The sequence below is a fragment of the uncultured Sphingomonas sp. genome (genome assembly GCF_913062585.1).
In the GTDB taxonomy this organism is placed as follows: Bacteria; Pseudomonadota; Alphaproteobacteria; order Sphingomonadales; family Sphingomonadaceae; genus Sphingomonas.
In genome coordinates this window covers 30207-52137 of record NZ_CAJXWX010000018.1, presented here as the reverse complement: position 1 = coordinate 52137, position 21931 = coordinate 30207, and the positions used below count along the sequence as shown (strand labels likewise).

Here is a 21931-nt window from a genome sequence, read left to right as displayed (position 1 = left end):
GACCAGCGAAGCTGGTGGAGGGGTGTCCCGCTATCGAGAGGGCGACACCCCTCCGTCAGGGCTTCGCCCTGCCACCTCCCCTTGCAGGGGAGGAATTTTGGGGTTCACTCCACCGGCGGTTCGTCGACCTTCGCGGCGTCCGCATTCAACCCGTGCTTCAACAGCATCGGGATATTCGCGATAGCAAAGCCGATGGTCAGCGGCATCGCGCCCCACAGTTTGAACCCGACCCAGAAATTCCAGCTGGAATTGCGCCACACCGCCTCGTTCAGCACCGCCATGAAGGCGAAGAAAAACGCCCAGTTGCGCGTCAGCTTGCGCCAGCCGAGTTCGGTCAGCCCGGGATAGACATTGCCCAGCGCCATCTGGATCAGCGGCCGCCCGGTCGCGAGGCCGAAGAACAGCAGGGCCGAGAACATGGCATAGACGATGGTCGGCTTCATCTTGATGAAGCGCTCGTCGTGGAAATACAGGGTCAAACCGCCGAACACGACGACCAGGATGCCCGACAGCCAGAGCATCGGCGAGATGCGGCCTAGCTTCACCTTGCTGACGATCATCGCAATCACGGTCGCCGCCATGAAGACGCCGGTCGCGACCAGCACGCGGGTCAACGGACCCAGCGGCGCAAGGAAGTTGACCGCGAAGAACAGGACCAGCGGGCCGTACTCGATCCCCGCCTTCAGGCCGGCGCCGGCTTCCTTTGCGGGCGCGCTCATTTGCGGCCTCCCTCGATCCCGGCAATGATCCGGCTGACTTCGTTGGCGTCGAAGGGGCGCAGATCGGTCATGCCCTCGCCGACGCCGATCGCGTGGATGGGGAGGCCGTATTTCTCCGCCGCCGCGACTAGCACACCGCCGCGCGCGGTGCCGTCCAGCTTGGTCATGACCAGGCCGGTGACGCCCGCCACGTCCTTGAACACCTCGATCTGGTTGAGCGCGTTCTGGCCGGTGGTCGCGTCGAGCACCAGCAGGATGTCATGCGGCGCCTCGGGGTTCAGGCGGCCGAGCACGCGGCGGATCTTGGACAGCTCGTCCATCAACTCGCGCTTGTTCTGGAGGCGCCCGGCGGTGTCGACGATCAGCACGTCGATGCCGGTTGCGGTTGCCTGTTTCACCGCTTCATAGACGATGCCCGCCGCGTCGCCGCCTTCCTTGCCCGACACGATCGGCACGCCGACCCGCTCGGCCCAGGTGGCGAGCTGGCCGATGGCGGCGGCGCGGAAGGTGTCGCCCGCCGCCAGCATCACGCCGTAATCCTGCTCCATGAACAAGTGCGCCAGCTTCGCGATGGTCGTCGTCTTGCCCGATCCGTTGACGCCGATGACCAGGATCACCTGCGGCCGGGGAAAGGCGTCGATCTCCAGGGGAGTGGCGACCTTGGCGAGCGCCTTCTCTACCTCCTCGGCGACGACCAAGCGGATGCCCAGGTCCTCCATGTTCCGCTCGAAACTGCCCTCGGCCAGACGCATGCGGATATGGCCCGCCGTTTCGGGGCCCAAATCAGAGGCGATCAGCGCTTCCTCGATCTCGTCGAGCGTGTCCTCGTCGAGCCGGGCGGTGCCCAGGCCCGCCAGATTGCCGACCAGCCGGTCCGAGGTGCGACGGAAACCGCCGAGCAGCTTTTCGTGCCAGGAGGAGGAAGAACTCATGCCAATTGTCCGATCAGATGGGTTTCGGTCGCCGCCATGACCCGAACCCGGGCGATGCTGCCCGGTTCGGCGGCGGGGGAAAAATGAATGTCGGCAAAGTCCGGCGCATGGCCGCGCGTGCCCGGCCGCTCGACCAGCACGTCGCGGGTGGCGCCGACCTGAGCGGCCAGCCAGTCGCGGCGGCGACGCGCGGCGGCTTCGCGAAGCTTGGCGGCGCGCTCGCGGCGAAGCGGGTGAGGCACTTGCGGCATCCGTGCGGCGGGCGTGCCGTCGCGCGCCGAATAGGGAAAGATATGCGCATGGACGATCTGGCAATCGTCGATGAGCGCCAGCGTATCCGCCGCCATCGCGTCATCCTCGGTCGGGAAGCCCGCAATCAGGTCCGCGCCGATCGCGATGTCGGGCCGCGCGGTCAGCAGCCGCTCGACGATGGCGACCGATTGCGCGCGGCTGTGGCGGCGCTTCATCCGCTTCAGGATCATGTCACTGCCCGCCTGGAGCGAGAGGTGAAGATGCGGCATCACCCGCGCCTCGCCCGTCACCAGCTCGAACAGACGGTCGTCGATCTCGATCGAGTCGAGCGAGGACAGGCGGAGCCGGGGCAGGGCGGGGACATGGGTCAGGATCCGCTCGACCAGCAGGCCCAGGCTGGGCTGGCCGGGCAGGTCGTGGCCATAGCTGGTCAGGTCGACGCCGGTCAGCACGACCTCCCGGTGGCCAAGCTCGACCGCCCGCGCGATCCGTTCGATGACGAGCCCGGCAGGCACCGAGCGGCTCGGGCCGCGCCCGGTCGGGATGATGCAGAAGGTGCAGGCGTGGTCGCAGCCATTCTGCACCTCGACAAAGGCGCGCGCATGGCCCGCAAAGGCGGCGGCGAGGTGCGGCGCGGTCTCGACCACGCGCGACAGGTCGGCGACCAGCATCGGCTCGGCCGAGGCCCAGCTTTCGGGGCGCAGCTTGTCGGCATTGCCCAGCACGCGCGCGACCTCCGGCATGGCGGCGAAACTGTCCGGGTCGATCTGCGCCGCGCACCCCGTCACCACGATCTGCGCATCGGGCTGCGCCTTGGCCGCGCGGCGGATGGCGGCACGGGTCTGCTTGACCGCTTCGTTGGTCACGGCACAGCTGTTGACGACGACCAACGCCTCCCGCCCGGCGGCGAGCGCACGGATCGTCTCGCTCTCGGCGATGTTCAGGCGGCAGCCCAAACTGATGATCTCGGGTCCAGGGAGGGACGACATGACCGCCGATCTAGGGATGGATGAACGACGTGTCCACGCGGAGACGCAAAGCAGGGGCGTGACCGGGGTCGCCGGGCCTGTCTTACCCGGCCAGGCGCGGGCTGGCGAGCGGCGCCGCGGAGGCGCCGACCAGCAGGCGCTTCTCCGCCAAAAGCTGGCGCACCTGCGCCAGGTCGAGCGGCGGGCCATAGAGCGAACCCTGGCCATGCGAGCAGCCGATCTCGCGCAACCGTGCCTCGATCTCGGCATCGTGCACGCCCTTGGCGGCGATCGGCAGGTGCAGGCTGTCGCCCAGCTGGACGATGGCGGAGACGATCGCGCGGCAATCGGGATCGGCGGCCATATCGCCGATGAAGTTCGGATCGACCCGCACCCGGTCGAAGGGCAGGGCGCGGAGATGCGAAAGGCTGGAATAGCCGCTGCCGAAATCGTTGAGCGCCAGCGCAATTCCCTGATTCTTCAAGCTGACGACGATCGACTGGGCGAGGGCCAGATTGGCGAACAGCGCGCTTTCGGTGATCTCGATTTCCAGCCGGTGCGCCGGAAAGCCGCATTCGGTCAGCGTCTTGATGATCTTCTGCGCCAGCCATGCGTCCTGAAACTGCGAGGCGGCTAGCGGGATCGACAGGGTGATCGACGGATCCCAGTCGCGCGCGGCGGCCATCGCCTGGCGCATCAGCGAGAGCGAGACCTCGCCCGACTGGCCGCACGCCTCGGCGATCGGCATGAAGCGGTCGGCGCCGATCCGGCCTAGCGTCGGGTGATCCCAATGCCCCGATATCTCGAACCCGGTCAGCCGCGCGGTGCCCAGATCGATCTGCGCCTCGAACCGCAGGTGGATGTCGCCTTGGGCCAGCGCCGCGCGAAGATCGGTGATGATCGCATTGCGCTCGGCCATCGCCTCCTCGAGCGCGGGGGTGAAGCGAAGCGGGCGGCCGTCGCCGCGCGCCTTGGCGGCGATCAGCGCCAGATCGGCCTGGCGGGCCAGCTGGTCGATGGTTGGCGCAGCCTGGTCGATCCGGGGCTCGACCCGAGGGTCCACCCGGGTCAGCGCGATGGTGGCGCGCGGCGAAAACTCCTGATCGGCCAGCCGGATGGGCTGGGCCAGCCGGATCGCCAGCCGGTCGGCCAGTCGCTCGATACGGTCGCGGCCTCGAAGGTCGAAGGGAATGAGGCAGCCGAAACAATCCCCCTCGAACCGCGCGACGATCGCCTCGGACGGGGCCTCGCCGCGAATGGTCTTGGCGACATGTTGGAGCAGCGTGTCGCCTGCCTCATGGCCGAATGATCCGGCAATGGCGCGGAACCGGTCGATATCGACCAGCAACAGCGCAAAGCCGCGCTGGCGCCGCGAACCGGCCTCGATCATCGCTTGTCCGGCGATCTGGAAATGGCGGCGGATCGACAGGCCCGTCAGCGGGTCCTGCTGGTCGAGGTCGGGCGAACGCGACAGCCGCAGGGTGGGGAGCCGCCGATATAACAGGGTCAGGGCGGTGGCAGTGACGAAGAGCAGGATCTTGGCGGGCAGATCGAAACCCAGTTCGATCAACAGGATCGCCACCGCCAGCAACAGCGTGCCGCCCGCCACGCCCGCCGCAAAAAAGCGAGCGGAAGCAGACGTGTTGGCGGCAGTCTGGGGCGAGCCGGGCATGAAGGATTTGCTCGCATGTCAGGAGTATACAACTCGTTAACGCCGCGTCCGCCTGCCTCCCGCTTGCGTCCGGCGGTATTTTCCCATAAGAGCCGCCCCAAGTTCCGTTTCGGGATGTGAAAGTGAAGCGCCCAAGGGTGCACGCTGGCCGGCGAGGTTTCGCCCGCCGGCGCTTTTGTGTTTGGCGGTACGACACGGGTTTTTGGGCCGGACGCTCCGGGCCGGGTTTGACGAGGTGAGGCGATGTTCGACAGCTTGAGCGATCGGCTTGGCGGCGTATTCGACCGCCTTCGCGGCCGTGGCGCGCTGACCGAGGCGGATGTCCGCACCGCGATGCGCGAAGTGCGCGTGGCGTTGCTGGAAGCCGACGTCGCGCTGCCCGTCGCGCGCGACTTCGTCGACAAGGTCACCGAACAGGCGATCGGCCAGAACGTCCTGCGCTCGATCACCCCGGGTCAGCAGGTCGTCAAGATCGTCCATGACGCGCTGGTCGCGATGCTGGGCGCCGATGCCAGCGAGCTGCTGCTCGACGTCACGCCGCCTGCGGTCGTGATGATGGTCGGACTTCAGGGCTCGGGCAAGACCACGACCACCGCCAAGATCGCCCGCCGTCTATCGAGCGGTGCGATGGGCCGCGAGCGCAAGAAGGTGCTGATGGCGTCGCTCGACGTCAATCGCCCCGCCGCGCAGGAGCAGCTGGCGACGCTGGGCATCCAGGTCGAGGTCGCGACCCTGCCGATCATCGCAGGGCAGCAGCCGGTCGAGATCGCGCGTCGTGCGATGCAGGCCGCCAAGCTGCAGGGCTATGATGTCCTGATGCTCGACACCGCCGGTCGTCTGCACGTCGACCAGGCGCTGATGGACGAGATGAAGGCGGTGGCGGAGATCGCCCAGCCTCAGGAAATCCTGCTCGTCGTCGACTCGTTGACTGGCCAGGACGCGGTGAACGTGGCGTCCAGCTTCTCGGAGCAGGTGCCGCTGACCGGCGTGGTGCTGACCCGTATGGACGGCGATGCGCGCGGCGGTGCGGCGCTGTCGATGCGTGCGGTCACCGGCAAACCCATCAAGTTCGCTGGTGTCGGCGAAAAGATGGACGCGCTGGAAGCCTTCCATCCGGAGCGTGTCGCGGGCCGAATCCTCGGCATGGGCGACGTCGTGTCGCTGGTCGAACGCGCCGCCGAGACGATCCAGCAGGAAGATGCCGAGCGCATGGCCATGAAAATGGCCAAGGGGCAGTTCGACCTGAACGACCTGCGCGGCCAACTGGCCCAGATGCGCCGCATGGGCGGGCTGGGCGCGCTGGCGGGCATGATGCCGGGCATGAAGAAGGCGCAGAACGCGCTGAACGATGCCGGTGGCGACAAGATCCTGCTCCGCATGGATGCGATCATCACCTCGATGACGCCCAAGGAGCGCTCCAAGCCCGAGCTGGTCAACGCCAAGCGCAAGATCCGCATCGCCAAGGGATCCGGCACCACGGTGCAGGACGTGAACAAGCTCCTGAAGATGCATCAGGAAATGTCCACGGCGATGAAGAAGATCAAGAAGATGGGCGGCATCAAGGGCATGATGGCCATGCTCGGCAAGGGCGGTCTCGGCGGCCTGGGCAACGCACTGGGCGGTCCGCAGATGGGCGACATGCTCAACAAGGCGGGCGGCGGTGGCGGCCTGCCGGGCATGGGCGGCATGGGCGCGGGTGGCGGCAAGCTGCCCGAGGGCATGCCGAAGCTGCCCCCTGGCTTCGAAAATCTCCTGAAGAAGAAATAACCCCCGCGCCGGACGGAATTGCCGGTAATTTGAACTTTTTACTCCAAGGACTGAAATATGGCTCTCAGCATTCGTCTGTCGCGTGGTGGCTCGAAGAAGCGCCCTTACTACCGCATCGTGGTGGCCGACGCCCGTGCGCCGCGCGACGGCAAGTTCATTGAGAAGATCGGCAACTACAACCCGCTCCTCGCCAAGGACAATGACCAGCGCGTGCAGCTCGACGCCGAGCGCGCGAAGCACTGGCTGGCCAATGGCGCGCAGCCGACCGACCGCGTCGCCCGCTTCCTGGACGCCGCCGGTGTCCGTGAGCGCGCCGCTCGCAACAACCCGAACAAGGGCAAGCCCGGCGAAAAGGCCACCGAGCGCGCCGAAGAGCGTGCCGAGAAGCTGAAGGCCGCCGAGGAAGCCGCGAACGCGCCGGCCGAAACCGCCGAAGCGTAAGTCGCTTTCGGCCTTGCGCTGCCCCGGTCGATCGCGATCGGGGTGGGGCAAGGCACCGGATACGGGGTCATGCGTTTCCCAAGGCCAATGGCTTCAGGAGAGATGCGCATGACCCCGCCGACCGAACCCGATCCCCGGACCGCACCCGACGATCATGACGACGCGACCAACCAAGGCGTCTCCGCGCCCGACCCCGCCGAAGGCGGAAACGACGCCCCCAACGGGGACGACGACTCGCCCGACGGGTGAGCCGCACGTGACGCTGGCCGTCATCATCGGCGCGCACGGCATTACGGGCGAGGTTCGGTTGAAGGTCTTTGCCGACGACCTGTCGGACTATCGCGCGTTCAATGGCGGCGCGCTGACGCTGAAGTCGGCGCGTGACGGTTCGAACGGTGTCATCGCGCGCTTTGCCGAAGTCGCCGACCGCAACGCCGCCGAAGCGCTGCGCGGTACGGAACTGACGGTGCCGCGCTCTGCCCTGCCTCCGCTGGAGGAAGGCGAATATTATCATGCCGACATCATCGGCCTGTCTGCCATCGCCAGCGATGGCGAGGAGCTGGGCCATGTCGCGCTCATCGAGAATTTCGGCGCGGGCGACGTGCTCGAGATCGAACGCCCCGATGGCCGCCGCTTCATGGTGCCGATGAATGCGCAAGCGGTGCCCGAATGGGATCAGAATCGTTTGATCGTGGACCGCGCCTTTATCGCCTGATCGGCGTTTGTGCGTTGAGCATGTTGCGGATCGTCGTGGCCGCGACCCCGGCCTCGCCCATGGCGTGGCTGATCTGATCCAGCCCCTTCACCACATCCCCCGCCGCGAACAGCCCGGGGACCGAGGTCCGCTGATGATCGTCGACCTCCAGGCATCCGCTCGGGTCCGCCTTCGCGCCCGCTGAGATCGCCAGTTCCGACCGGATGCGTGAGCCCAGGGCGGGATAGACGCTGTCGAAGCGCATCCGTCCCTGCGCGGTGTCGAGCGCCATCTGGTCCCCCTCGATCGCCCAGCCGGCGCAGGGCCCGTCGATCCGCGCGATCCCCGCCTCGTCCAGCGCGCGAGCGCATTCGGGGTCGAGTTCATGCGCGGCCTCCGGCGCGATCAGCGTCACGTCGCGGGTAAAGCCACGCAGGAACAGTGCCTCGCGCATCCCATGGTCGCTGGTGCCGATCACGCCCACCCGCTTGTCCGTTACCTCATAGCCGTCACAGACCGGGCAATAGCGGATCAGGCCACGCTCCAGTGCCGGGTCGTGCACGTCGGGCAGCAGGTGGCGGGGGCGATGATTGACCACCCCGGTCGCCAGCAGGACGCTGCGCGCGCTATAGTCCGCCTCATCGGTGGTGACGCGAAAAGCGCCATCCTCGGGGTGGATGCCGGTCACGCGGTGCGGGATGCAATTCGCGCCATAGCGGCGCGCCTGTTCGTGCATCCGGGCGAGCAGCGCCTTGCCGCTGATCCCCTCGGGATAGCCCGCATGATTATGGGTGCACGGGATCATCGCGGCGCGGCTCGATCCGCTGTCGAACAGGCGGATGCGCAGGTGATAGCGCGCGAGATAGATGGCAGCGGTCAGTCCGGCGGGTCCGGCGCCGATGATGATGCAATCGTCCATGGCGAGGGCAAAGCGTCAGGCGGCGCAACGTTCCTTGGCGTTTCGCGCTGGGTGATGTATATACGCAACGTATATACGGAGGTGATATGGGCAAGGATTACCAGGCGAAGGTCTTCCGCTCGGGCAACTCGCTGGCGCTGCGTCTCCCCGCCGCGCTGGGTCTGACCGAGGGAACGGAAATGACCCTGCGCGAGGAACAGGGACGGTATGTGTTCGAGCCCGCCCAGGCACCGCGCAAGACGATCGACCTGACGGGGATCGCAGGCTCCATGCCGTGGCTGAAGCCGATCGAGCGCGAGGATTTTGAAATGGAGCCGCGCCCGCTGGATTGGGATGGGAAGCTCCTCGGCCGTGATTGAGCCGCGCTATCTGCTCGACTCCAATATCTGCATCTATGTCCTGCGCGACGCAGACGGGCGGGTGGCGCAACGACTGGCCACCTGCGAACCGGGTGATGCAGTGGCATCCGCCATTACCTATGCCGAGATCATGCGCGGGCTGGAGCGGCACGGTACGGAAGCGATCGCGGCATTTGATCGCTTTTTCGATCGTGTGCCGATATTGCCGTTCGACCGACAGGCGGCTTCGGCCTATGCGACGATACCGTTCCGGCGAGGGCGGTTCGATCGCTTGATCGGTGCCCATGCCCTCGCGACCGGGCTGACACTGGTGACGAACAACGAAGCCGACTTCGCCGACATCCCCGGCCTGACCATCGAGAACTGGACGCTGTGACCTTTCGCGCAACGATATTGACGCTGTATCCGGAGATGTTTCCTGGACCGCTGGGACACTCGCTGGCGGGCCGGGCGCTGCGCGAGGATCGCTGGGCGCTGGAGATGGTGCAGATCCGCGACTTTGCGACCGACAAGCATCGCTCGGTCGACGATACCCCGGCAGGGGGCGGTGCGGGCATGGTGTTGCGCGCCGATGTGCTGGCAGCGGCGGTGGACTCGGTGGCCGACGACCGGCCCGTGCTGGCGATGACGCCGCGCGGGCGCCCGCTGACCCAGCCGCGCGTGCGCGAGCTGGCGGCGGGGCCGGGCATCACCGTGCTATGCGGCCGGTTCGAAGGCTTCGACGAACGCCTGTTCGAGGCGCGCGGCATCGAGCAGGTGTCGATCGGCGACTATATCCTGTCGGGCGGTGAGATGGGGGCGCTGGTGCTGCTCGACGCTTGCGTTCGGCTGCTTCCCGGCGTAATGGGCGCGGCTTCCAGTGGAGTCGAGGAAAGCTTCGAAAGCGGCCTCCTCGAATATCCGCAATATACCCGTCCTGCCGAGTGGGAAGGGCGCACGATCCCTGAAGTGCTGCGATCGGGGGATCATGCGAAAATCGCGGCCTGGCGTCATGCCCGGGCTTGCGAGGATACACGGTCAAGGCGGCCGGACCTTTGGGAACGTCATGAGGGCGTTCGGGTCGGTCGCCCTCTGGCGCGCGGCGACGATTGAGGAATTGGTTATGAACGTGATCCAGCAGATCGAAGCTGAGCAGATCGCCAAGTTCAACGAAACGAAGAAGATCCCCGAATTCCGCCCCGGCGACACGCTGAAGGTCGGTGTGAAGGTCGTCGAAGGCGAGCGTACCCGCGTCCAGTTCTATGAGGGCGTCTGCATCGCCCGCGCGAACAAGGGCATGGGCTCGTCGTTCACCGTCCGCAAGATCTCCTTCGGTGAGGGCGTGGAGCGCGTCTTCCCGCTCTACTCGCCGAACGTCGACTCGATCGAGGTCGTCCGCAAGGGCGCCGTGCGTCGTGCCAAGCTGTACTATCTGCGTGGTCGCACCGGCAAGTCGGCGCGTATCGCCGAGCGTCGCGATACGCGTCCGGCCAAGGGCACTGCCGCCGCCGAGTAATCGGTGCGGCGGACCCCAGCGGTTCGACAGGAAAGGGCGGTGGCACCCAGCGGTGCCGCCGCCCTTTTTCTTTGTCCCAAGGCGTGTTTGGTCCGGAGAAAATACCGCCCCCCGTTCAGCCTGAGCGAAGTCGAAGGCCAAGGGATGTCCTATCCAACGGGCGGCAGGCCAGCCCTTGGCGGATGTCGGAGCGTGGCCTTCGACTACGCTCAGGCTGAACGGAGGAAGGGGCTGGTTACCCCCCGAAATTATAAAGCCACATTTTCGGCTCGCCGGTCGGCTGCGGTTTGCCGTCCAGTCGCTTGACGTTGAAGACCTTGACTGGTTGCAGGATCATCTGCCCCTTCATCGCGTCCATGCCGCCGCCCGATGGCTTGGCGAGGATCTTCTTCACCGCGTCCATGCCCGCCACGACATGGCCGAACGCGGCATAGCCGTCATAACCCGGCCGTGCATCCAGGCCGGGGGCGGGGCCGACGGTGATGACGAAATTGCCGCCCGCCGATTGCGGCGTCGCGCCCCGCGCCATCGAGATGGTGCCGTCCAGATGCTTGATCCCGGTCTTCGCCGTGGTCTCCAACGGGAAGGGGGGCAGGATGCGGCGCGCGTCGGTGCGGATGCCGCCTTGGACGAAGCCCTTTTTCGGATCCCGCTTGTCCCGTGCGGTGCGGTAGAACAGCGTTCCGTCGAAACGCCCATCGTCGACATAGGCTAGGAAATTCTTGGTCGTTGCGGGCGCGCGGCGCGCATCGAGCGCGACGACGATCGGCCCTTCGGAGGTGTTGATCTGCACCCGCACATAGCCGGGGCGGGGCACATTCTGGTTCGCGGGCGCGGCGGCGGTCAGCAGGGCGATCAGCGGGAGCAGGCGTTTCATCCAGCGGGGATTATCGCCCCCGGCCGCGATTGTGGAGCCCAAACCCATGGGATGCGCCGAGTGGCGGCCCCGATCAGCCGGTCAGATCGCGCGCGAAGAACTGATTGTGCGGGCTTGGCTGGTAATCGGCGAAGGCATCGCAGGGAAGGAACCCTGCGCTGCGATACAAAGCGACCGCGGGCTGATGCAGCGGTGCGGTGCCCGTCTCCAGGCTGATCCGGTGATAATGCCGGTGCCGCGCCTCGGCGATGATGTGGTTCAGCAACTTGCGACCGACGCCCTTGCCCAGAAATGCCGGGGCGACCCGCATGGATTTCACTTCGCCATGTGTGGGGTCGAGTTGCTTCAGCGCGGCGAAACCGGCCAGCGTCGGGCCGTCCCAGATCGTCCAGAACGCGATGCCGGGAGCGGCCAGCGCGGAGGCGTCGAGCGCGAAGGCGAATTCGCTCATGACGCTGCGCAGATCGTGGAGGTGATAGGCCAGCAGATCGGCGACATGCGGGGCGGTCGGATCGTCCAGGCGAATGTCCATGTCACTCCTTGTCCGGCGCGCCACGGCCCGGGTCGACCCTGTCTATCGTGGTTCGGACGGGTACGACATCATGAGGCAAACAAAAAAGCCGCCGACCCTGGGGTCGACGGCTTTTTCGTTCGTATCGAAACGACCTTATTGGTCGAGGAAGCTGCGCATCTTGCGGCTGCGGCTGGGGTGCTTCAGCTTACGGAGCGCCTTCGCCTCGATCTGGCGGATACGCTCGCGCGTGACCGAGAATTGCTGGCCGACCTCTTCCAGCGTGTGGTCGGTGTTCATGCCGATGCCGAAGCGCATCCGCAGCACGCGCTCCTCGCGCGGCGTCAGCGAAGCGAGGACGCGGGTGACCGTTTCCTTCAGGTTCGCCTGGATCGCCGCGTCCACCGGGATGACCGCGTTCTTGTCCTCGATGAAGTCGCCCAGGTGCGAATCCTCCTCGTCGCCGATCGGCGTTTCGAGGGAGATCGGCTCCTTGGCGATCTTCATCACCTTGCGCACCTTCTCCAGCGGCATGGAGAGGCGTTCGGCCATCTCTTCCGGGGTCGGCTCGCGGCCCTGCTCGTGCAGGAACTGGCGGCTGGTGCGGACCAGCTTGTTGATCGTCTCGATCATGTGGACGGGGATGCGGATGGTCCGGGCCTGGTCGGCGATCGAGCGGGTGATCGCCTGCCGGATCCACCAGGTGGCATAGGTCGAGAATTTGTAACCGCGGCGATATTCAAACTTATCGACCGCCTTCATCAGGCCGATATTGCCCTCCTGAATGAGATCCAGGAACTGAAGCCCGCGATTGGTGTATTTCTTGGCGATGGAGATGACGAGGCGCAGGTTCGCCTCGACCATCTCCTTCTTGGCGATACGCGCCTCGCGCTCGCCCTTCTGCACCATGTTCACGATGCGGCGGAATTCGGTCAGCGCCATGCCGGTCTGCTGCGAAATCTCGGCGATCTCGCTGCGGATGCGGTCGACCGTGGCGGCTTCGTTGGTGGCGAAGTTGCCCCACTTCTTGTCGACGCCCCGGACCGTATCGAGCCAGTTCTCGTCCAGCTCGTGACCCAGATAGCGGTCCAGGAAGTCCTTGCGGTTGACCTTGTGCCGCTCGGCCAGTCGCAGCATCTGGCCGCCCAGCGCGGTCAGGCGACGGTTATAGGCATAGAGCTGGTCGACCAGGAATTCGATCTTGGCGTTGTGGAACTGGACGCTCTCGACCTCGGCGGTCAGTTCTTCGCGCAGCTTGTGATATTTGCGCTCGTCCGCCGACGACAGCTCGCCGCCCAGCGCCATCGACTCCAGACGCTGCTGCTGGATCTTCGAGAATTTCTTGTAGATCGCGGTGATGTTGGCGAACTTCTCCAAAGCCTGAGGCTTCAGCGTCTCCTCCATCTGGGCGAGGCTGAGGGTGTTGTCCTCTTCCTCGTCCTCGGCGCGCGGGCCACGGCGCTCGCCGCCCTCGCCGTCTTCCTCGTCGATCGAGGGCTCTTCCGGCTCTTCTTCTTCCTTGAACTGCGGACCGGCGTTCTTGGCGCTGATCTCGCCATTATCGTCCTCGTCCTCCTCGCCCAGATTTTCCGGGCCGGCGTCCTTGGACAGCATGGCGTCGAGATCCAGGATCTCGCGCAGCTGCATCGTGCCTTCGTTCAGCGCGGTCGACCAGTCGATGATCGCGTTGAAGGTGATCGGGCTTTCGCACAGCCCCAGGATCATTGTGTCGCGACCCGCCTCGATCCGCTTGGCGATGGCGATCTCGCCCTCACGCGACAGCAGTTCCACTGCGCCCATCTCGCGCAGGTACATGCGGACCGGATCGTCGGTGCGATCGACGGTTTCCTTCTTCTTCGCCTCGGGCTGAGGACCGGAATCGGCGTCGCCATCCGTGGTATCGGCGTCGTCGGCCTCTTCCTCGGTCTCGCCGTCCTCGCCCTGCTCCTCATTCTCGACAATATTGACGCCCATCTCGTTGAGGGCCGCCATGATATCCTCGAGTTGGTCGGAGGACATCTGGTCCTGCGGCAGCGCTTCGTTCAACTGATCGTAGGTGATGTAGCCGCGCTTCTTGGCGCGCGCGATCAGCTTCTTGATCGATGCCTCGTTCAGGTCGATCAGCGGCGCATCGCCCGTTTCCGTCGTGTCGGTCGTATCCGCCGCCATATTCGCCTTCGCCATCAAATGCCCTCAGGGTTCCGAGCCCGGCCTCTGTCACACCGCTCGCCATTCATGCAAGCGGGTGAGGGGGCCATGCGTAATTTTCCAGTGTGGACGCCGCGCGCCCGATATGCCCCGGATATGGGGTTCGGGGGATGCTGTATCAAGCGGCCTCCCCGGCTTGCTTATCCGCCAGGTCGCGCGCCGCCTCCAGCCAGCTATAGAGCTGGTCGAGCGACTGCGCGTGCGCGGCGTGGCACCGCGTCTGCTCGGCGAAGCGATCCTCGGTCATGTCGGCCTGGAACGCCTGCACCGCGCGTTCGCGGTTCGCGCGCGTCTCGCTTTCCTCCAGCATGACCTCGATGATCTTTTCCAGATCGCGCACGGCGATGGCGGGATCGGACATCTTGCTGAAGAAGCTGAACGCCAGGTCGCGGGTATAGTCGCGCGCGTCGATCGGGTGGACATCGGTGGTCGCCATGATCTGCTCGATCAGGCTCTCAGCCTCGGCCGCGTCCTTGCGCGACAGATGCGGGTCGTTGACCGCCGCGTCGAGCAGGTGGTGCCGCCAGTCGTTGAGATAGCGGTCGCCCATGTCCAACCGGCTGATCTCGTCCATATAGCGGCATAGCACATGCGGATAGCGCATCAGGCCGAGCAGCACCGCGCGCTTCAGGCTGTATTCGACGCCGCGCCCGACATGGCGATTGGCCTCGGCCACCGCCTGATGCACCGCCGCCGCATTGACCCGCCGGATGCCGAAGATGTCGAAATAGCGCGACATCATCGCGCGCTTATATTCGTAGGCCAGATCCTTGTGCGGGATCTGCTGCGCCAGTTCCTCGAGCCGTTGCTTCAGCGCGGCGCGCCCCTCGGGCGTATCGGTCTGGGCCTGCGCGATCTCCGACTGCCAGAGCAGGTCGCTGAGCGGCATGGCGCGGGTCAGCACCGCCTCGAACCCCGCCGCGCCTTTTTCCTGGACCAAGTCGTCGGGGTCCTGTCCCTGGGGCAGGGTGACGAAGGACAGGCTCTTGCCCGGCTGGAGCAGGGGCAGCGCGCGATGCGCGGCGCGGATCGCGGCCTTCTGCCCCGCCGCATCGCCGTCGAAGCAGAGCGTCGGCACGTCGACCATGCGCCATAGCCGCTCCAACTGGTTCTCGGTCAGCGCGGTGCCGAGCGGCGCGACGGCTTCCGCGATCCCCGCCTGGGCCAGCGCGATCACGTCCATATAACCCTCGACCACCAGCACGCGGCCGGATTTGCGCACCGCAGGCGCGGCGCGGTCGAGATTGTAGAGCGTGCGCCCCTTGTCGAAGAGCGGGGTGTCGGGCGAGTTGAGATATTTGGGCTCGCCGTCGCCGATGATCCGGCCGCCGAACGCGATCACCCGCCCGCGCGCGTCGCGGATCGGGATCATCAACCGGCCGCGGAACCGGTCGTACGGGTCCTTGCCGTCGACCTTGATGAGCAGCCCGCACTCGATGAGCGCCGGGTCGCCATAATCCTTGAGTGCGGCCTTCAGCTTGCCCCGGCTGTCGGGCGCGAAGCCCAGGCCGAAGGTGCGCGCGGTCTCCGGCGTGACCCGGCGGCGGGTCAGCAATTCGCGCGCATCGCCGCCGGACAAGCCGCCCAGCTGCTCGGAGAACCATGCGGCGGCATCCGCCATCGCGTCGTGCAGTCCCTTGGCGCGCTCCGCCTTTTGCGCAGCGCGGCGGTCCTGTGCGGGGACTTCCAGGCCTGCCGCCTGCGCCAGTTCCTTGACCGCGTCGATGAAGGGCAGGCCGCGCTGGTCGGTCATCCAGCGAATGGCATCGCCATGCGCCGAACAGCCGAAGCAGTGGTAAAAGCCCTTGTCGTCATTGACGTAGAAGCTGGGCGTCTTCTCGTTATGAAAAGGGCAACAGCCCTTATATTCCCGGCCCGCCTTTTGCAGCTTCACCGTTTTGCCGATCAGCGCCGACAGACTGGTCCGAGCACGTAGCTCGTCAAGGAATTGCGGGGTCAGGCTCATGGCGTCCTCGCGATTATAATGGGTAGCGCAAGAGGGGGTTTTTGGCAAGGGGTGGGGGTGGGTTCCCGGCTCTCGAACGTGTGGGGCTTTTCCCTCCCCCAGCCCGGTTTCAGGTAAACGATGTCCCACATCGTTTAGGTCATGCCGTGGGCATGACCGACCTGAAACTCGCCCGCGGGAGGGGAGTTGTTCAGGGATTGCGGTTGCCACCGGCGCTTCCCCTCCCGCAGGCGGGAGGGGATCGAGGGGAGGGGCTCTCGGCGAGCGCGCGCTCGATGGTCGCTACGACACCTTCCAGATTGCCCATAACGTCGTTGTTCCAGAAGCGAAGGACACGCCAGCCCCGGGTTTCGAGATAGCGGGTCCGGGCTTCATCGTAAGCAGCGCGTTCGTCATGCTGGCCGCCATCGACTTCAACGATCAGCTTTTCCGATCTCGCGGCGAAGTCGGCGATATAGGGGCCGATCGGCACCTGCCGGTTGAAACGGACCCCGGCCACTTGGCGCCTCGACAGTGCTCGCCACAATCGCCGTTCCGCGTCGGTCGGGTTGAGGCGGAGTTCCCGCGCTTTCTGCGTAGGGCGGTCCTCGCGGAAAGGCCGGGGGGCCCTCCCCTCGGTCCCCTCCCGCCTGCGGGAGGGGATGCGCATTGGGTGGCGGGCAACCCTCTCCACCAGGCGCAACGGGCTCCCCTCCCGCAGGCGGGAGGGGCTGGGGGAGGGGACCACGCTTGCGATTAGGCCGGTCCATCCCCGCGAGCCCTAAATCACGCCAGCGAAGCCTTCACCAGCCCGCTCGCCTTGCTCATATCCAGCACCGCCGCATGGCGCGCCTTCAGCTCGGCCATGACGCGCCCCATGTCCTTCATCCCGCTCGCTCCGATCTCCGCCTTGATCGCCTCGATCGCGGTCTTGGTCTCGTCCTCGGTCAGCGTCTGCGGCAGGAAGCGCTCGATCACCGCGACCTCGGCCTTTTCGGCATCGGCCAGTTCCTGGCGGCCGCCCTGTTCGTACATGGCGATCGATTCGCGGCGCTGCTTGACCATCTTCTGCAGCACTTCGATCACGACCATGTCGTCGTCGGCGGGCGCTTCGCCGGTGCGGAGTTCGATGTCGCGGTTCTTGATGGCGGCCTGGATCAGGCTGATGGCGGCGCGGCTTTCCTTGTCGCCAGCCTTCATGGCGGCCACCTGCGCGGCCTTGATGTCGTCGCGAATCATGTTTTTTCCGTCTTGTCTGAAAGGCGGGAACGATAGCCGATGGAACCAATTCCGTGAACCGGTTGACGCGAACGCCCGATGGCCCTAGCGGACGCCACTTAGCGACATTGCAGACATTTTAGCAGGAGTGCCCGCCGATCATGGCCGACGCCAAGCCATTCGCCATGCCCGAAAAGCCTGAAGGCGCCACGGGCGTTCTCGTTCTGGCGAACGGAGACGTGTTATGGGGACGCGGTTTCGGCGTCGAGGGTGATGCCGTCGGAGAGGTGTGCTTCCACACCGCGATGACCGGCTATCAGGAGATCATGACCGATCCGTCCTTTGCGGGCCAGATCATCACCTTCACCTTCCCGCATATCGGCAATGTCGGCGCGAACCCCGACGATATCGAGGCGGACGCGCCGCACGCGCTGGGCATGATCGTCCGCGAGGATCCGACCGCCCCGTCCAACTTCCGCGCGATGGAAAACCTCGCCGGATGGATGGCGCGGCACAACCGCATCGGCCTGGCGGGCATCGACACCCGCGCGCTGACCCGCCGTATCCGCGCCGTCGGCGCGCCCAACGGCGTGATCGCGCATTCGGCGTCGGGCGAGTTCGATATCGCCGCGCTGCTGGAGAAGGCGCGCGCCTGGCCCGGCCTGGAGGGCATGGACCTCGCCAAGGACGTGTCGACCGAGCTGCATTATGGCTGGGGCGAGACGCGCGAAGGCGGCCTGTGGCGGCTGGGCTTCGGCTATGCCGGGGCCGAGGGTACGGATCGTCCGCACGTCGTCGCGATCGATTATGGCAGCAAGCACAACATCTTCCGCAACCTGGTCCAGGCCGGAGCGAAGGTGTCGGTGGTCCCCGCCACCGCCTCGTTCGAGGATGTGATGGCGCTGAACCCGGACGGCATCTTCCTGTCCAACGGTCCCGGCGATCCGGCGGCGACGGGCGAATATGCGGTGCCGGTGATCCGCCAGCTGCTCGACACGGGCAAGCCGCTATTCGGCATCTGCCTGGGCCACCAGCTTCTGGGTCTGGCGGTCGGCGCCAAGACCACCAAGATGCACCAGGGCCATCGCGGCGCGAACCACCCGGTCAAGCGCCTGTCCGACGGTCTTGTCGAGATCACCAGCATGAACCACGGCTTCGCGGTCGAGCGCGAGACGCTGCCCGCCAATGCGCGCGAGACGCATGTGTCACTGTTCGACGGGTCGAATGCGGGTCTGGAACTGACCGACCGCCTGGCCTTCTCGGTCCAGTACCACCCCGAAGCCTCACCGGGGCCGCAGGACAGCTTCTATCTGTTTGAGCGGTTCGTGGGGTCGCTTCGGAAATGAGCGTGCTGCTCGCACTTGCCTTGCAGGTCGCGGCGCAACCGACCCGGCCCCAGCGTCAGGTGAGTCAGGCTGACCTGAACGCCATGGCTGACGCGTGTCACGCGCCGCGCAGCTGGTTGGTGCTGAGAGGCCGTGAGGTCGTGTTTCGGGGAAGCCCGAATGCCGATTTCGCCAAGATTGAGTGCGTGCTCAAGAAAGTCAGCGCCGTCGTGCCGATGAACAAGATCGGCTTCATCGGCAACGCACAAGCTTCGGAAGAAAAGTAATGCCAAAACGCACCGACATCTCCTCCATCCTCGTCATCGGCGCGGGGCCCATCGTCATCGGTCAGGCGTGCGAGTTCGACTATTCGGGCACGCAGGCGATCAAGGCCCTGAAGGAAGAGGGCTATCGCATCGTCCTGGTCAACTCCAACCCGGCGACGATCATGACCGATCCCGAGCTGGCCGACGCGACCTATGTCGAGCCGATCACGCCCGCGGTGGTCGCCAAGATCATCGAGAAGGAGCGTCCCGACGCCGTCCTGCCGACCATGGGCGGCCAGACCGCGCTGAACACCGCGCTGGCGCTGTTCCATGACGGCACGCTGGAGAAGTTCGGCGTCCAGATGATTGGCGCCGATGCCGAGGCGATCGACAAGGCCGAGGACCGGCAGAAATTCCGTCTGGCGATGGACAAAATCGGGCTGGAATCGGCCCGCTCGGCGATCGCGCATACCGAGGCGGAGGCGCTGGAAGGCTTGGAGAAGGTCGGCCTGCCCGCCATCATCCGCCCCAGCTTCACGCTGGGCGGCACCGGCGGCGGCGTCGCGTATAATCGCGAGGAGTTCATCGCGATCGTCCGCGCCGGGCTCGACGCCTCGCCGACGACCGAGGTGCTGATCGAGGAATCGCTCCTCGGTTGGAAGGAATATGAGATGGAGGTCGTGCGCGATCGCAACGACAACTCTATCATCATCTGCTCGATCGAGAATATCGATCCGATGGGCGTCCATACCGGCGACTCGATCACCGTCGCGCCTGCGCTGACCCTGACCGACAAGGAATATCAGATCATGCGCAACGCCAGCCTGGCGGTGCTGCGTGAGATCGGCGTGGAGACGGGCGGCTCGAACGTGCAGTTCGCGGTCAATCCCAAGGACGGCCGCCTGATCGTCATCGAGATGAACCCGCGCGTGTCGCGCTCTTCGGCGCTGGCGTCGAAGGCGACCGGCTTCCCGATCGCCAAGGTCGCGGCCAAGCTGGCGGTCGGCTATACGCTGGACGAGATCGAGAATGACATCACCGGCGCGACCCCGGCCTCGTTCGAGCCGACGATCGACTATGTCGTCACCAAGATCCCGCGCTTCGCCTTCGAGAAGTTCAAGGGCTCCGAGCCCTATCTGTCGACCGCGATGAAGTCGGTCGGCGAGGTCATGGCGATCGGCCGCAACATCCACGAGTCCATGCAGAAGGCGCTGCGCGGCCTGGAGACGGGTCTCAGCGGCTTCAACGATGTCGAGCATCTGGTCGGCGCGCCCCGTGCCGAGATCGAGGCGGCGCTGGCCAAGGCGACCCCGGACCGGCTGCTGGTCGCGGCGCAGGCGCTGCGCGAAGGCTTCACCGTCGCCGAGGTCCATGCGATCGCCAAATATGATCCCTGGTTCCTGGAGCGGATCGCCGAGATCGTCGCGGCCGAGGCCGAGGTGATGCAGAACGGCCTGCCGCAGGATGCGGCCGGAATGCGCCGCCTGAAGGCGATGGGCTTCTCCGACAAGCGGCTGGCCTATCTGGCGCTGCAATCGGCGAACCTGCGCGGCATGGATCGCGGCATCGCGCGCGGCTCGGGGCTGATCCACGAGGTCGTCAAGATGATGACCGGCGGCGTCACCGAACAGGAGGTGCGCGAGCATCGCCACAAGCTGGGCGTGCGTCCGGTCTTCAAGCGGATCGACACCTGCGCGGCGGAGTTCGACGCCAAGACGCCGTATATGTATTCGACCTATGAGGCCCCGACCTTCGGCGAGCCCGAGGACGAGGCGGTGCCCAGCGATCGCAAGAAGATCGTCATTCTCGGCGGCGGTCCGAACCGGATCGGGCAGGGGATCGAGTTCGACTATTGCTGCTGCCACGCCTGCTTCGCGCTGGCGGATGCGGGCTATGAGACGATCATGGTCAACTGCAACCCGGAAACGGTCAGCACCGACTATGACACCTCGGACCGGCTCTATTTCGAGCCGCTGACCGCCGAGGACGTTCTCGCCATTCTGGACGTCGAGAAGTCGCGAGGAGAGCTGGTCGGCGTGATCGTGCAGTTCGGCGGCCAGACCCCGCTGAACCTCGCCCGCGCGCTGGAATCGGCGGGTATCCCGATCCTGGGCACCAGCCCCGACGCGATCGACCTGGCCGAGGACCGCGAGCAGTTCGCGGCTTTGGTCGACAAGCTCAAGCTGCTCCAGCCCAAGAACGGCATCGCGCGCAGCCGCGAGGAAGCGCTGATCGTCGCCGAGCGGGTCGGCTATCCGGTGCTGATGCGCCCCAGCTTCGTGCTGGGCGGCCGCGCCATGGAGATCGTCGACGGGCCCCAGCAGCTGGAGGATTATATCCAGACGGCGGTGCAGGTGTCGGGCGATGCCCCGGTGCTGATCGACCAGTATCTGCGCGATGCGATCGAGGTCGATGTGGACGCGATCTGCGACGGCGACCAGGTCGTCGTGGCGGGCGTGCTCCAGCATATCGAGGAAGCGGGCGTCCATTCGGGCGACTCGGCCTGCTCGCTGCCGCCCTACAGCCTGTCGGCGGAGATCATCGCCGAGATCGAACGGCAGGCCGAGGCGCTCGCGCGTGGCCTGAACGTGCGCGGCCTGATGAACATCCAGTTCGCGGTGAAGGACGGTCAGGTCTACCTCATCGAGGTCAACCCGCGTGCCAGCCGCACCGTACCCTTCGTCGCCAAGGCGATTGGCACGCCCATCGCCAAGATCGCCGCGCGCGTCATGGCGGGCGAGAAGCTGGCCGACCTGCCGCAGATCGATCGCCACATCGATTATTATGCGGTCAAGGAAGCGGTCTTCCCCTTCGCGCGCTTCCCCGGCGTCGATCCGGTGCTGTCGCCGGAAATGAAGTCGACGGGCGAGGTCATGGGCATCGATCCCGACTTCACCACCGCCTTCGCCAAGTCGCAGCTGGGCGCGGGCACCGTCCTGCCGACGGAAGGCGCGGTGTTCATCAGCGTGAAGGACAGCGACAAGCCGCATATCCTCCCCGCCGCCAAGCTGCTGGCCGAGGCCGGGTTCGCGATCGTGGCGACGGGCGGCACCGCCGATTATCTCGATCGCGCCGGTGTCCCGGTCGAGAAGATCAACAAGGTGGCGCAGGGCCGGCCGCATATCGTCGATCGGATCAAGGACGGCGGCATCACCCTGATCTTCAACACGACGGAAGGGTGGCAGAGCCTGAAGGACTCCAAGCCGATCCGCCAGGCGGCGCTGGGGCAGAAGATTCCGTACTTCACCACCGCACCCGCCAGCGTCGAGGCGGCCAAGGCTATTGCGGCTGCTGGCAGCCATGGTCTTGAAGTACGCCCCCTGCAATCCTACTATTCGCGTTCGCACAACTGATCCCGACATG

General features: G+C 66.0%; 22 protein-coding genes. 11 read left to right on the top strand and 11 right to left on the bottom strand.

All coding sequences use genetic code 11. The features are described from left to right. Positions 1-104 precede the first annotated feature (104 nt). From QZ546_RS12580 to QZ546_RS12565, 4 genes are all read right to left on the bottom strand, one after another. Positions 105-719, bottom strand: coding sequence for a septation protein A (locus QZ546_RS12580; protein WP_294238012.1), 615 nt, complete (start codon positions 717-719; stop codon positions 105-107). Then, positions 716-1651: a signal recognition particle-docking protein FtsY gene (gene ftsY / locus QZ546_RS12575; protein WP_294238010.1), complete on the bottom strand. Its 936-nt coding sequence runs from the start codon at positions 1649-1651 to the stop codon at positions 716-718. The genes QZ546_RS12580 and ftsY overlap by 4 nt, the downstream gene beginning before the upstream one ends. Continuing rightward, positions 1648-2892, bottom strand: a complete 1245-nt coding sequence (mtaB, locus tag QZ546_RS12570) for a tRNA (N(6)-L-threonylcarbamoyladenosine(37)-C(2))-methylthiotransferase MtaB (RefSeq protein WP_294238008.1) — start codon at positions 2890-2892, stop codon at positions 1648-1650. Before mtaB ends, ftsY begins: the two co-directional genes overlap by 4 nt. A gap of 82 nt (positions 2893-2974) precedes the next feature. Further along, complete coding sequence (locus tag QZ546_RS12565; RefSeq protein WP_294238002.1) at positions 2975-4543, bottom strand: EAL domain-containing protein; 1569 nt, start codon at positions 4541-4543, stop codon at positions 2975-2977. Between the two features lie 243 nt (positions 4544-4786). Between QZ546_RS12565 and ffh the strand changes: the two genes are divergently transcribed. The 4 genes from ffh (at position 4787) to rimM (ending at position 7466) form a co-directional block, all read left to right on the top strand. Further along, positions 4787-6310: a signal recognition particle protein gene (ffh, locus tag QZ546_RS12560; protein WP_294238000.1), complete on the top strand. Its 1524-nt coding sequence runs from the start codon at positions 4787-4789 to the stop codon at positions 6308-6310. Positions 6311-6367: 57 nt separating this feature from the next. Beyond that, the gene (rpsP, locus tag QZ546_RS12555) at positions 6368-6751 is read left to right on the top strand and encodes a 30S ribosomal protein S16 (protein ID WP_294237998.1); all 384 of its coding nucleotides are present in this window, start codon (positions 6368-6370) and stop codon (positions 6749-6751) included. Between the two features lie 108 nt (positions 6752-6859). Then, positions 6860-7000 (top strand): hypothetical protein, encoded by a 141-nt coding sequence (locus QZ546_RS12550; RefSeq protein WP_294237996.1) that lies wholly within the window; start codon positions 6860-6862, stop codon positions 6998-7000. A gap of 7 nt (positions 7001-7007) precedes the next feature. Then, the gene (gene rimM / locus QZ546_RS12545; RefSeq protein WP_294237995.1) at positions 7008-7466 is read left to right on the top strand and encodes a ribosome maturation factor RimM; all 459 of its coding nucleotides are present in this window, start codon (positions 7008-7010) and stop codon (positions 7464-7466) included. Here the strand turns inward: rimM and QZ546_RS12540 are convergent. Continuing rightward, a complete protein-coding gene (locus QZ546_RS12540; RefSeq protein ID WP_294237992.1) occupies positions 7456-8364 on the bottom strand; it encodes an NAD(P)/FAD-dependent oxidoreductase in 909 nt (302 codons plus the stop codon). The two genes, rimM and QZ546_RS12540, sit on opposite strands and share 11 nt — an antisense overlap. Positions 8365-8450: 86 nt before the next feature. Between QZ546_RS12540 and QZ546_RS12535 the strand changes: the two genes are divergently transcribed. From QZ546_RS12535 to rplS, 4 genes are read left to right on the top strand one after another with little or no spacing between them, the layout of a single operon-like run. Further along, on the top strand, positions 8451-8723 hold the full coding sequence (locus QZ546_RS12535) for an AbrB/MazE/SpoVT family DNA-binding domain-containing protein (protein WP_294237990.1): 273 nt from the start codon (positions 8451-8453) through the stop codon (positions 8721-8723). Continuing rightward, positions 8716-9099, top strand: coding sequence for a type II toxin-antitoxin system VapC family toxin (locus tag QZ546_RS12530; RefSeq protein WP_294237989.1), 384 nt, complete (start codon positions 8716-8718; stop codon positions 9097-9099). The genes QZ546_RS12535 and QZ546_RS12530 overlap by 8 nt, the downstream gene beginning before the upstream one ends. Next, a complete protein-coding gene (gene trmD, locus QZ546_RS12525; RefSeq protein ID WP_367113529.1) occupies positions 9096-9815 on the top strand; it encodes a tRNA (guanosine(37)-N1)-methyltransferase TrmD in 720 nt (239 codons plus the stop codon). The genes QZ546_RS12530 and trmD overlap by 4 nt, the downstream gene beginning before the upstream one ends. Before the next feature lie 10 nt (positions 9816-9825). Beyond that, entirely contained in the window at positions 9826-10218 is a 393-nt protein-coding gene (gene rplS / locus QZ546_RS12520; protein WP_230481476.1) for a 50S ribosomal protein L19, read from the top strand. A gap of 235 nt (positions 10219-10453) precedes the next feature. On the opposite strand, the gene QZ546_RS12515 is transcribed toward rplS, so the two are convergent. From QZ546_RS12515 to QZ546_RS12490, 6 genes are all read right to left on the bottom strand, one after another. Beyond that, positions 10454-11095, bottom strand: a complete 642-nt coding sequence (locus tag QZ546_RS12515) for a peptidylprolyl isomerase (protein WP_294237979.1) — start codon at positions 11093-11095, stop codon at positions 10454-10456. A 73-nt stretch (positions 11096-11168) separates the two neighbouring features. Next, a complete protein-coding gene (locus tag QZ546_RS12510) occupies positions 11169-11627 on the bottom strand; it encodes a GNAT family N-acetyltransferase (protein WP_294237977.1) in 459 nt (152 codons plus the stop codon). A 135-nt stretch (positions 11628-11762) separates the two neighbouring features. After that, positions 11763-13790 (bottom strand): RNA polymerase sigma factor RpoD, encoded by a 2028-nt coding sequence (gene rpoD / locus QZ546_RS12505; RefSeq protein WP_294237973.1) that lies wholly within the window; start codon positions 13788-13790, stop codon positions 11763-11765. A gap of 142 nt (positions 13791-13932) precedes the next feature. Next, positions 13933-15780: a DNA primase gene (gene dnaG, locus QZ546_RS12500; protein ID WP_294237970.1), complete on the bottom strand. Its 1848-nt coding sequence runs from the start codon at positions 15778-15780 to the stop codon at positions 13933-13935. Positions 15781-15970: 190 nt separating this feature from the next. Further along, positions 15971-16306 (bottom strand): endonuclease domain-containing protein, encoded by a 336-nt coding sequence (locus QZ546_RS12495; protein ID WP_367113531.1) that lies wholly within the window; start codon positions 16304-16306, stop codon positions 15971-15973. Between the two features lie 239 nt (positions 16307-16545). Next, entirely contained in the window at positions 16546-16998 is a 453-nt protein-coding gene (locus QZ546_RS12490; RefSeq protein WP_294237965.1) for a GatB/YqeY domain-containing protein, read from the bottom strand. Positions 16999-17138: 140 nt separating this feature from the next. Here QZ546_RS12490 and carA point away from each other — a divergent pair, with 140 nt between their 5' ends. Genes carA through carB form a run of 3 tightly spaced genes read left to right on the top strand, consistent with a single transcriptional unit; the run spans position 17139 to position 21921 of the window. Further along, the gene (carA, locus tag QZ546_RS12485) at positions 17139-18323 is read left to right on the top strand and encodes a glutamine-hydrolyzing carbamoyl-phosphate synthase small subunit (protein ID WP_294237961.1); all 1185 of its coding nucleotides are present in this window, start codon (positions 17139-17141) and stop codon (positions 18321-18323) included. Then, positions 18320-18589 carry a hypothetical protein gene (locus QZ546_RS12480; protein WP_294237957.1) on the top strand — a complete coding sequence of 90 codons (270 nt, stop codon included), beginning with the start codon at positions 18320-18322 and terminating at the stop codon, positions 18587-18589. Before carA ends, QZ546_RS12480 begins: the two co-directional genes overlap by 4 nt. Beyond that, positions 18589-21921 carry a carbamoyl-phosphate synthase large subunit gene (carB, locus tag QZ546_RS12475; RefSeq protein ID WP_294237955.1) on the top strand — a complete coding sequence of 1111 codons (3333 nt, stop codon included), beginning with the start codon at positions 18589-18591 and terminating at the stop codon, positions 21919-21921. The genes QZ546_RS12480 and carB overlap by 1 nt, the downstream gene beginning before the upstream one ends. The last annotated feature ends 10 nt before the right edge of the window (positions 21922-21931 follow it).

Bases quoted from the DNA above. Each gene is read 5' to 3' on its own strand.
- QZ546_RS12565 (WP_294238002.1), bottom strand. From the start codon at position 4,543: ATGCCCGGCTCGCCCCAGACTGCCGCCAACACGTCTGCTTCCGCTCGC.
- rpoD (WP_294237973.1), bottom strand. From the start codon at position 13,790: ATGGCGAAGGCGAATATGGCGGCGGATACGACCGACACGACGGAAACG.
- ftsY (WP_294238010.1), bottom strand. From the start codon at position 1,651: ATGAGTTCTTCCTCCTCCTGGCACGAAAAGCTGCTCGGCGGTTTCCGT.
- QZ546_RS12515 (WP_294237979.1), bottom strand. From the start codon at position 11,095: ATGAAACGCCTGCTCCCGCTGATCGCCCTGCTGACCGCCGCCGCGCCC.
- QZ546_RS12540 (WP_294237992.1), bottom strand. From the start codon at position 8,364: ATGGACGATTGCATCATCATCGGCGCCGGACCCGCCGGACTGACCGCT.
- ffh (WP_294238000.1), top strand. From the start codon at position 4,787: ATGTTCGACAGCTTGAGCGATCGGCTTGGCGGCGTATTCGACCGCCTT.
- QZ546_RS12580 (WP_294238012.1), bottom strand. From the start codon at position 719: ATGAGCGCGCCCGCAAAGGAAGCCGGCGCCGGCCTGAAGGCGGGGATC.
- rplS (WP_230481476.1), top strand. From the start codon at position 9,826: ATGAACGTGATCCAGCAGATCGAAGCTGAGCAGATCGCCAAGTTCAAC.
- carA (WP_294237961.1), top strand. From the start codon at position 17,139: ATGGCCGACGCCAAGCCATTCGCCATGCCCGAAAAGCCTGAAGGCGCC.
- mtaB (WP_294238008.1), bottom strand. From the start codon at position 2,892: ATGTCGTCCCTCCCTGGACCCGAGATCATCAGTTTGGGCTGCCGCCTG.
- rpsP (WP_294237998.1), top strand. From the start codon at position 6,368: ATGGCTCTCAGCATTCGTCTGTCGCGTGGTGGCTCGAAGAAGCGCCCT.
- QZ546_RS12480 (WP_294237957.1), top strand. From the start codon at position 18,320: ATGAGCGTGCTGCTCGCACTTGCCTTGCAGGTCGCGGCGCAACCGACC.
- dnaG (WP_294237970.1), bottom strand. From the start codon at position 15,780: ATGAGCCTGACCCCGCAATTCCTTGACGAGCTACGTGCTCGGACCAGT.
- QZ546_RS12490 (WP_294237965.1), bottom strand. From the start codon at position 16,998: ATGATTCGCGACGACATCAAGGCCGCGCAGGTGGCCGCCATGAAGGCT.
- QZ546_RS12535 (WP_294237990.1), top strand. From the start codon at position 8,451: ATGGGCAAGGATTACCAGGCGAAGGTCTTCCGCTCGGGCAACTCGCTG.
- QZ546_RS12510 (WP_294237977.1), bottom strand. From the start codon at position 11,627: ATGGACATTCGCCTGGACGATCCGACCGCCCCGCATGTCGCCGATCTG.
- QZ546_RS12550 (WP_294237996.1), top strand. From the start codon at position 6,860: ATGACCCCGCCGACCGAACCCGATCCCCGGACCGCACCCGACGATCAT.
- carB (WP_294237955.1), top strand. From the start codon at position 18,589: ATGCCAAAACGCACCGACATCTCCTCCATCCTCGTCATCGGCGCGGGG.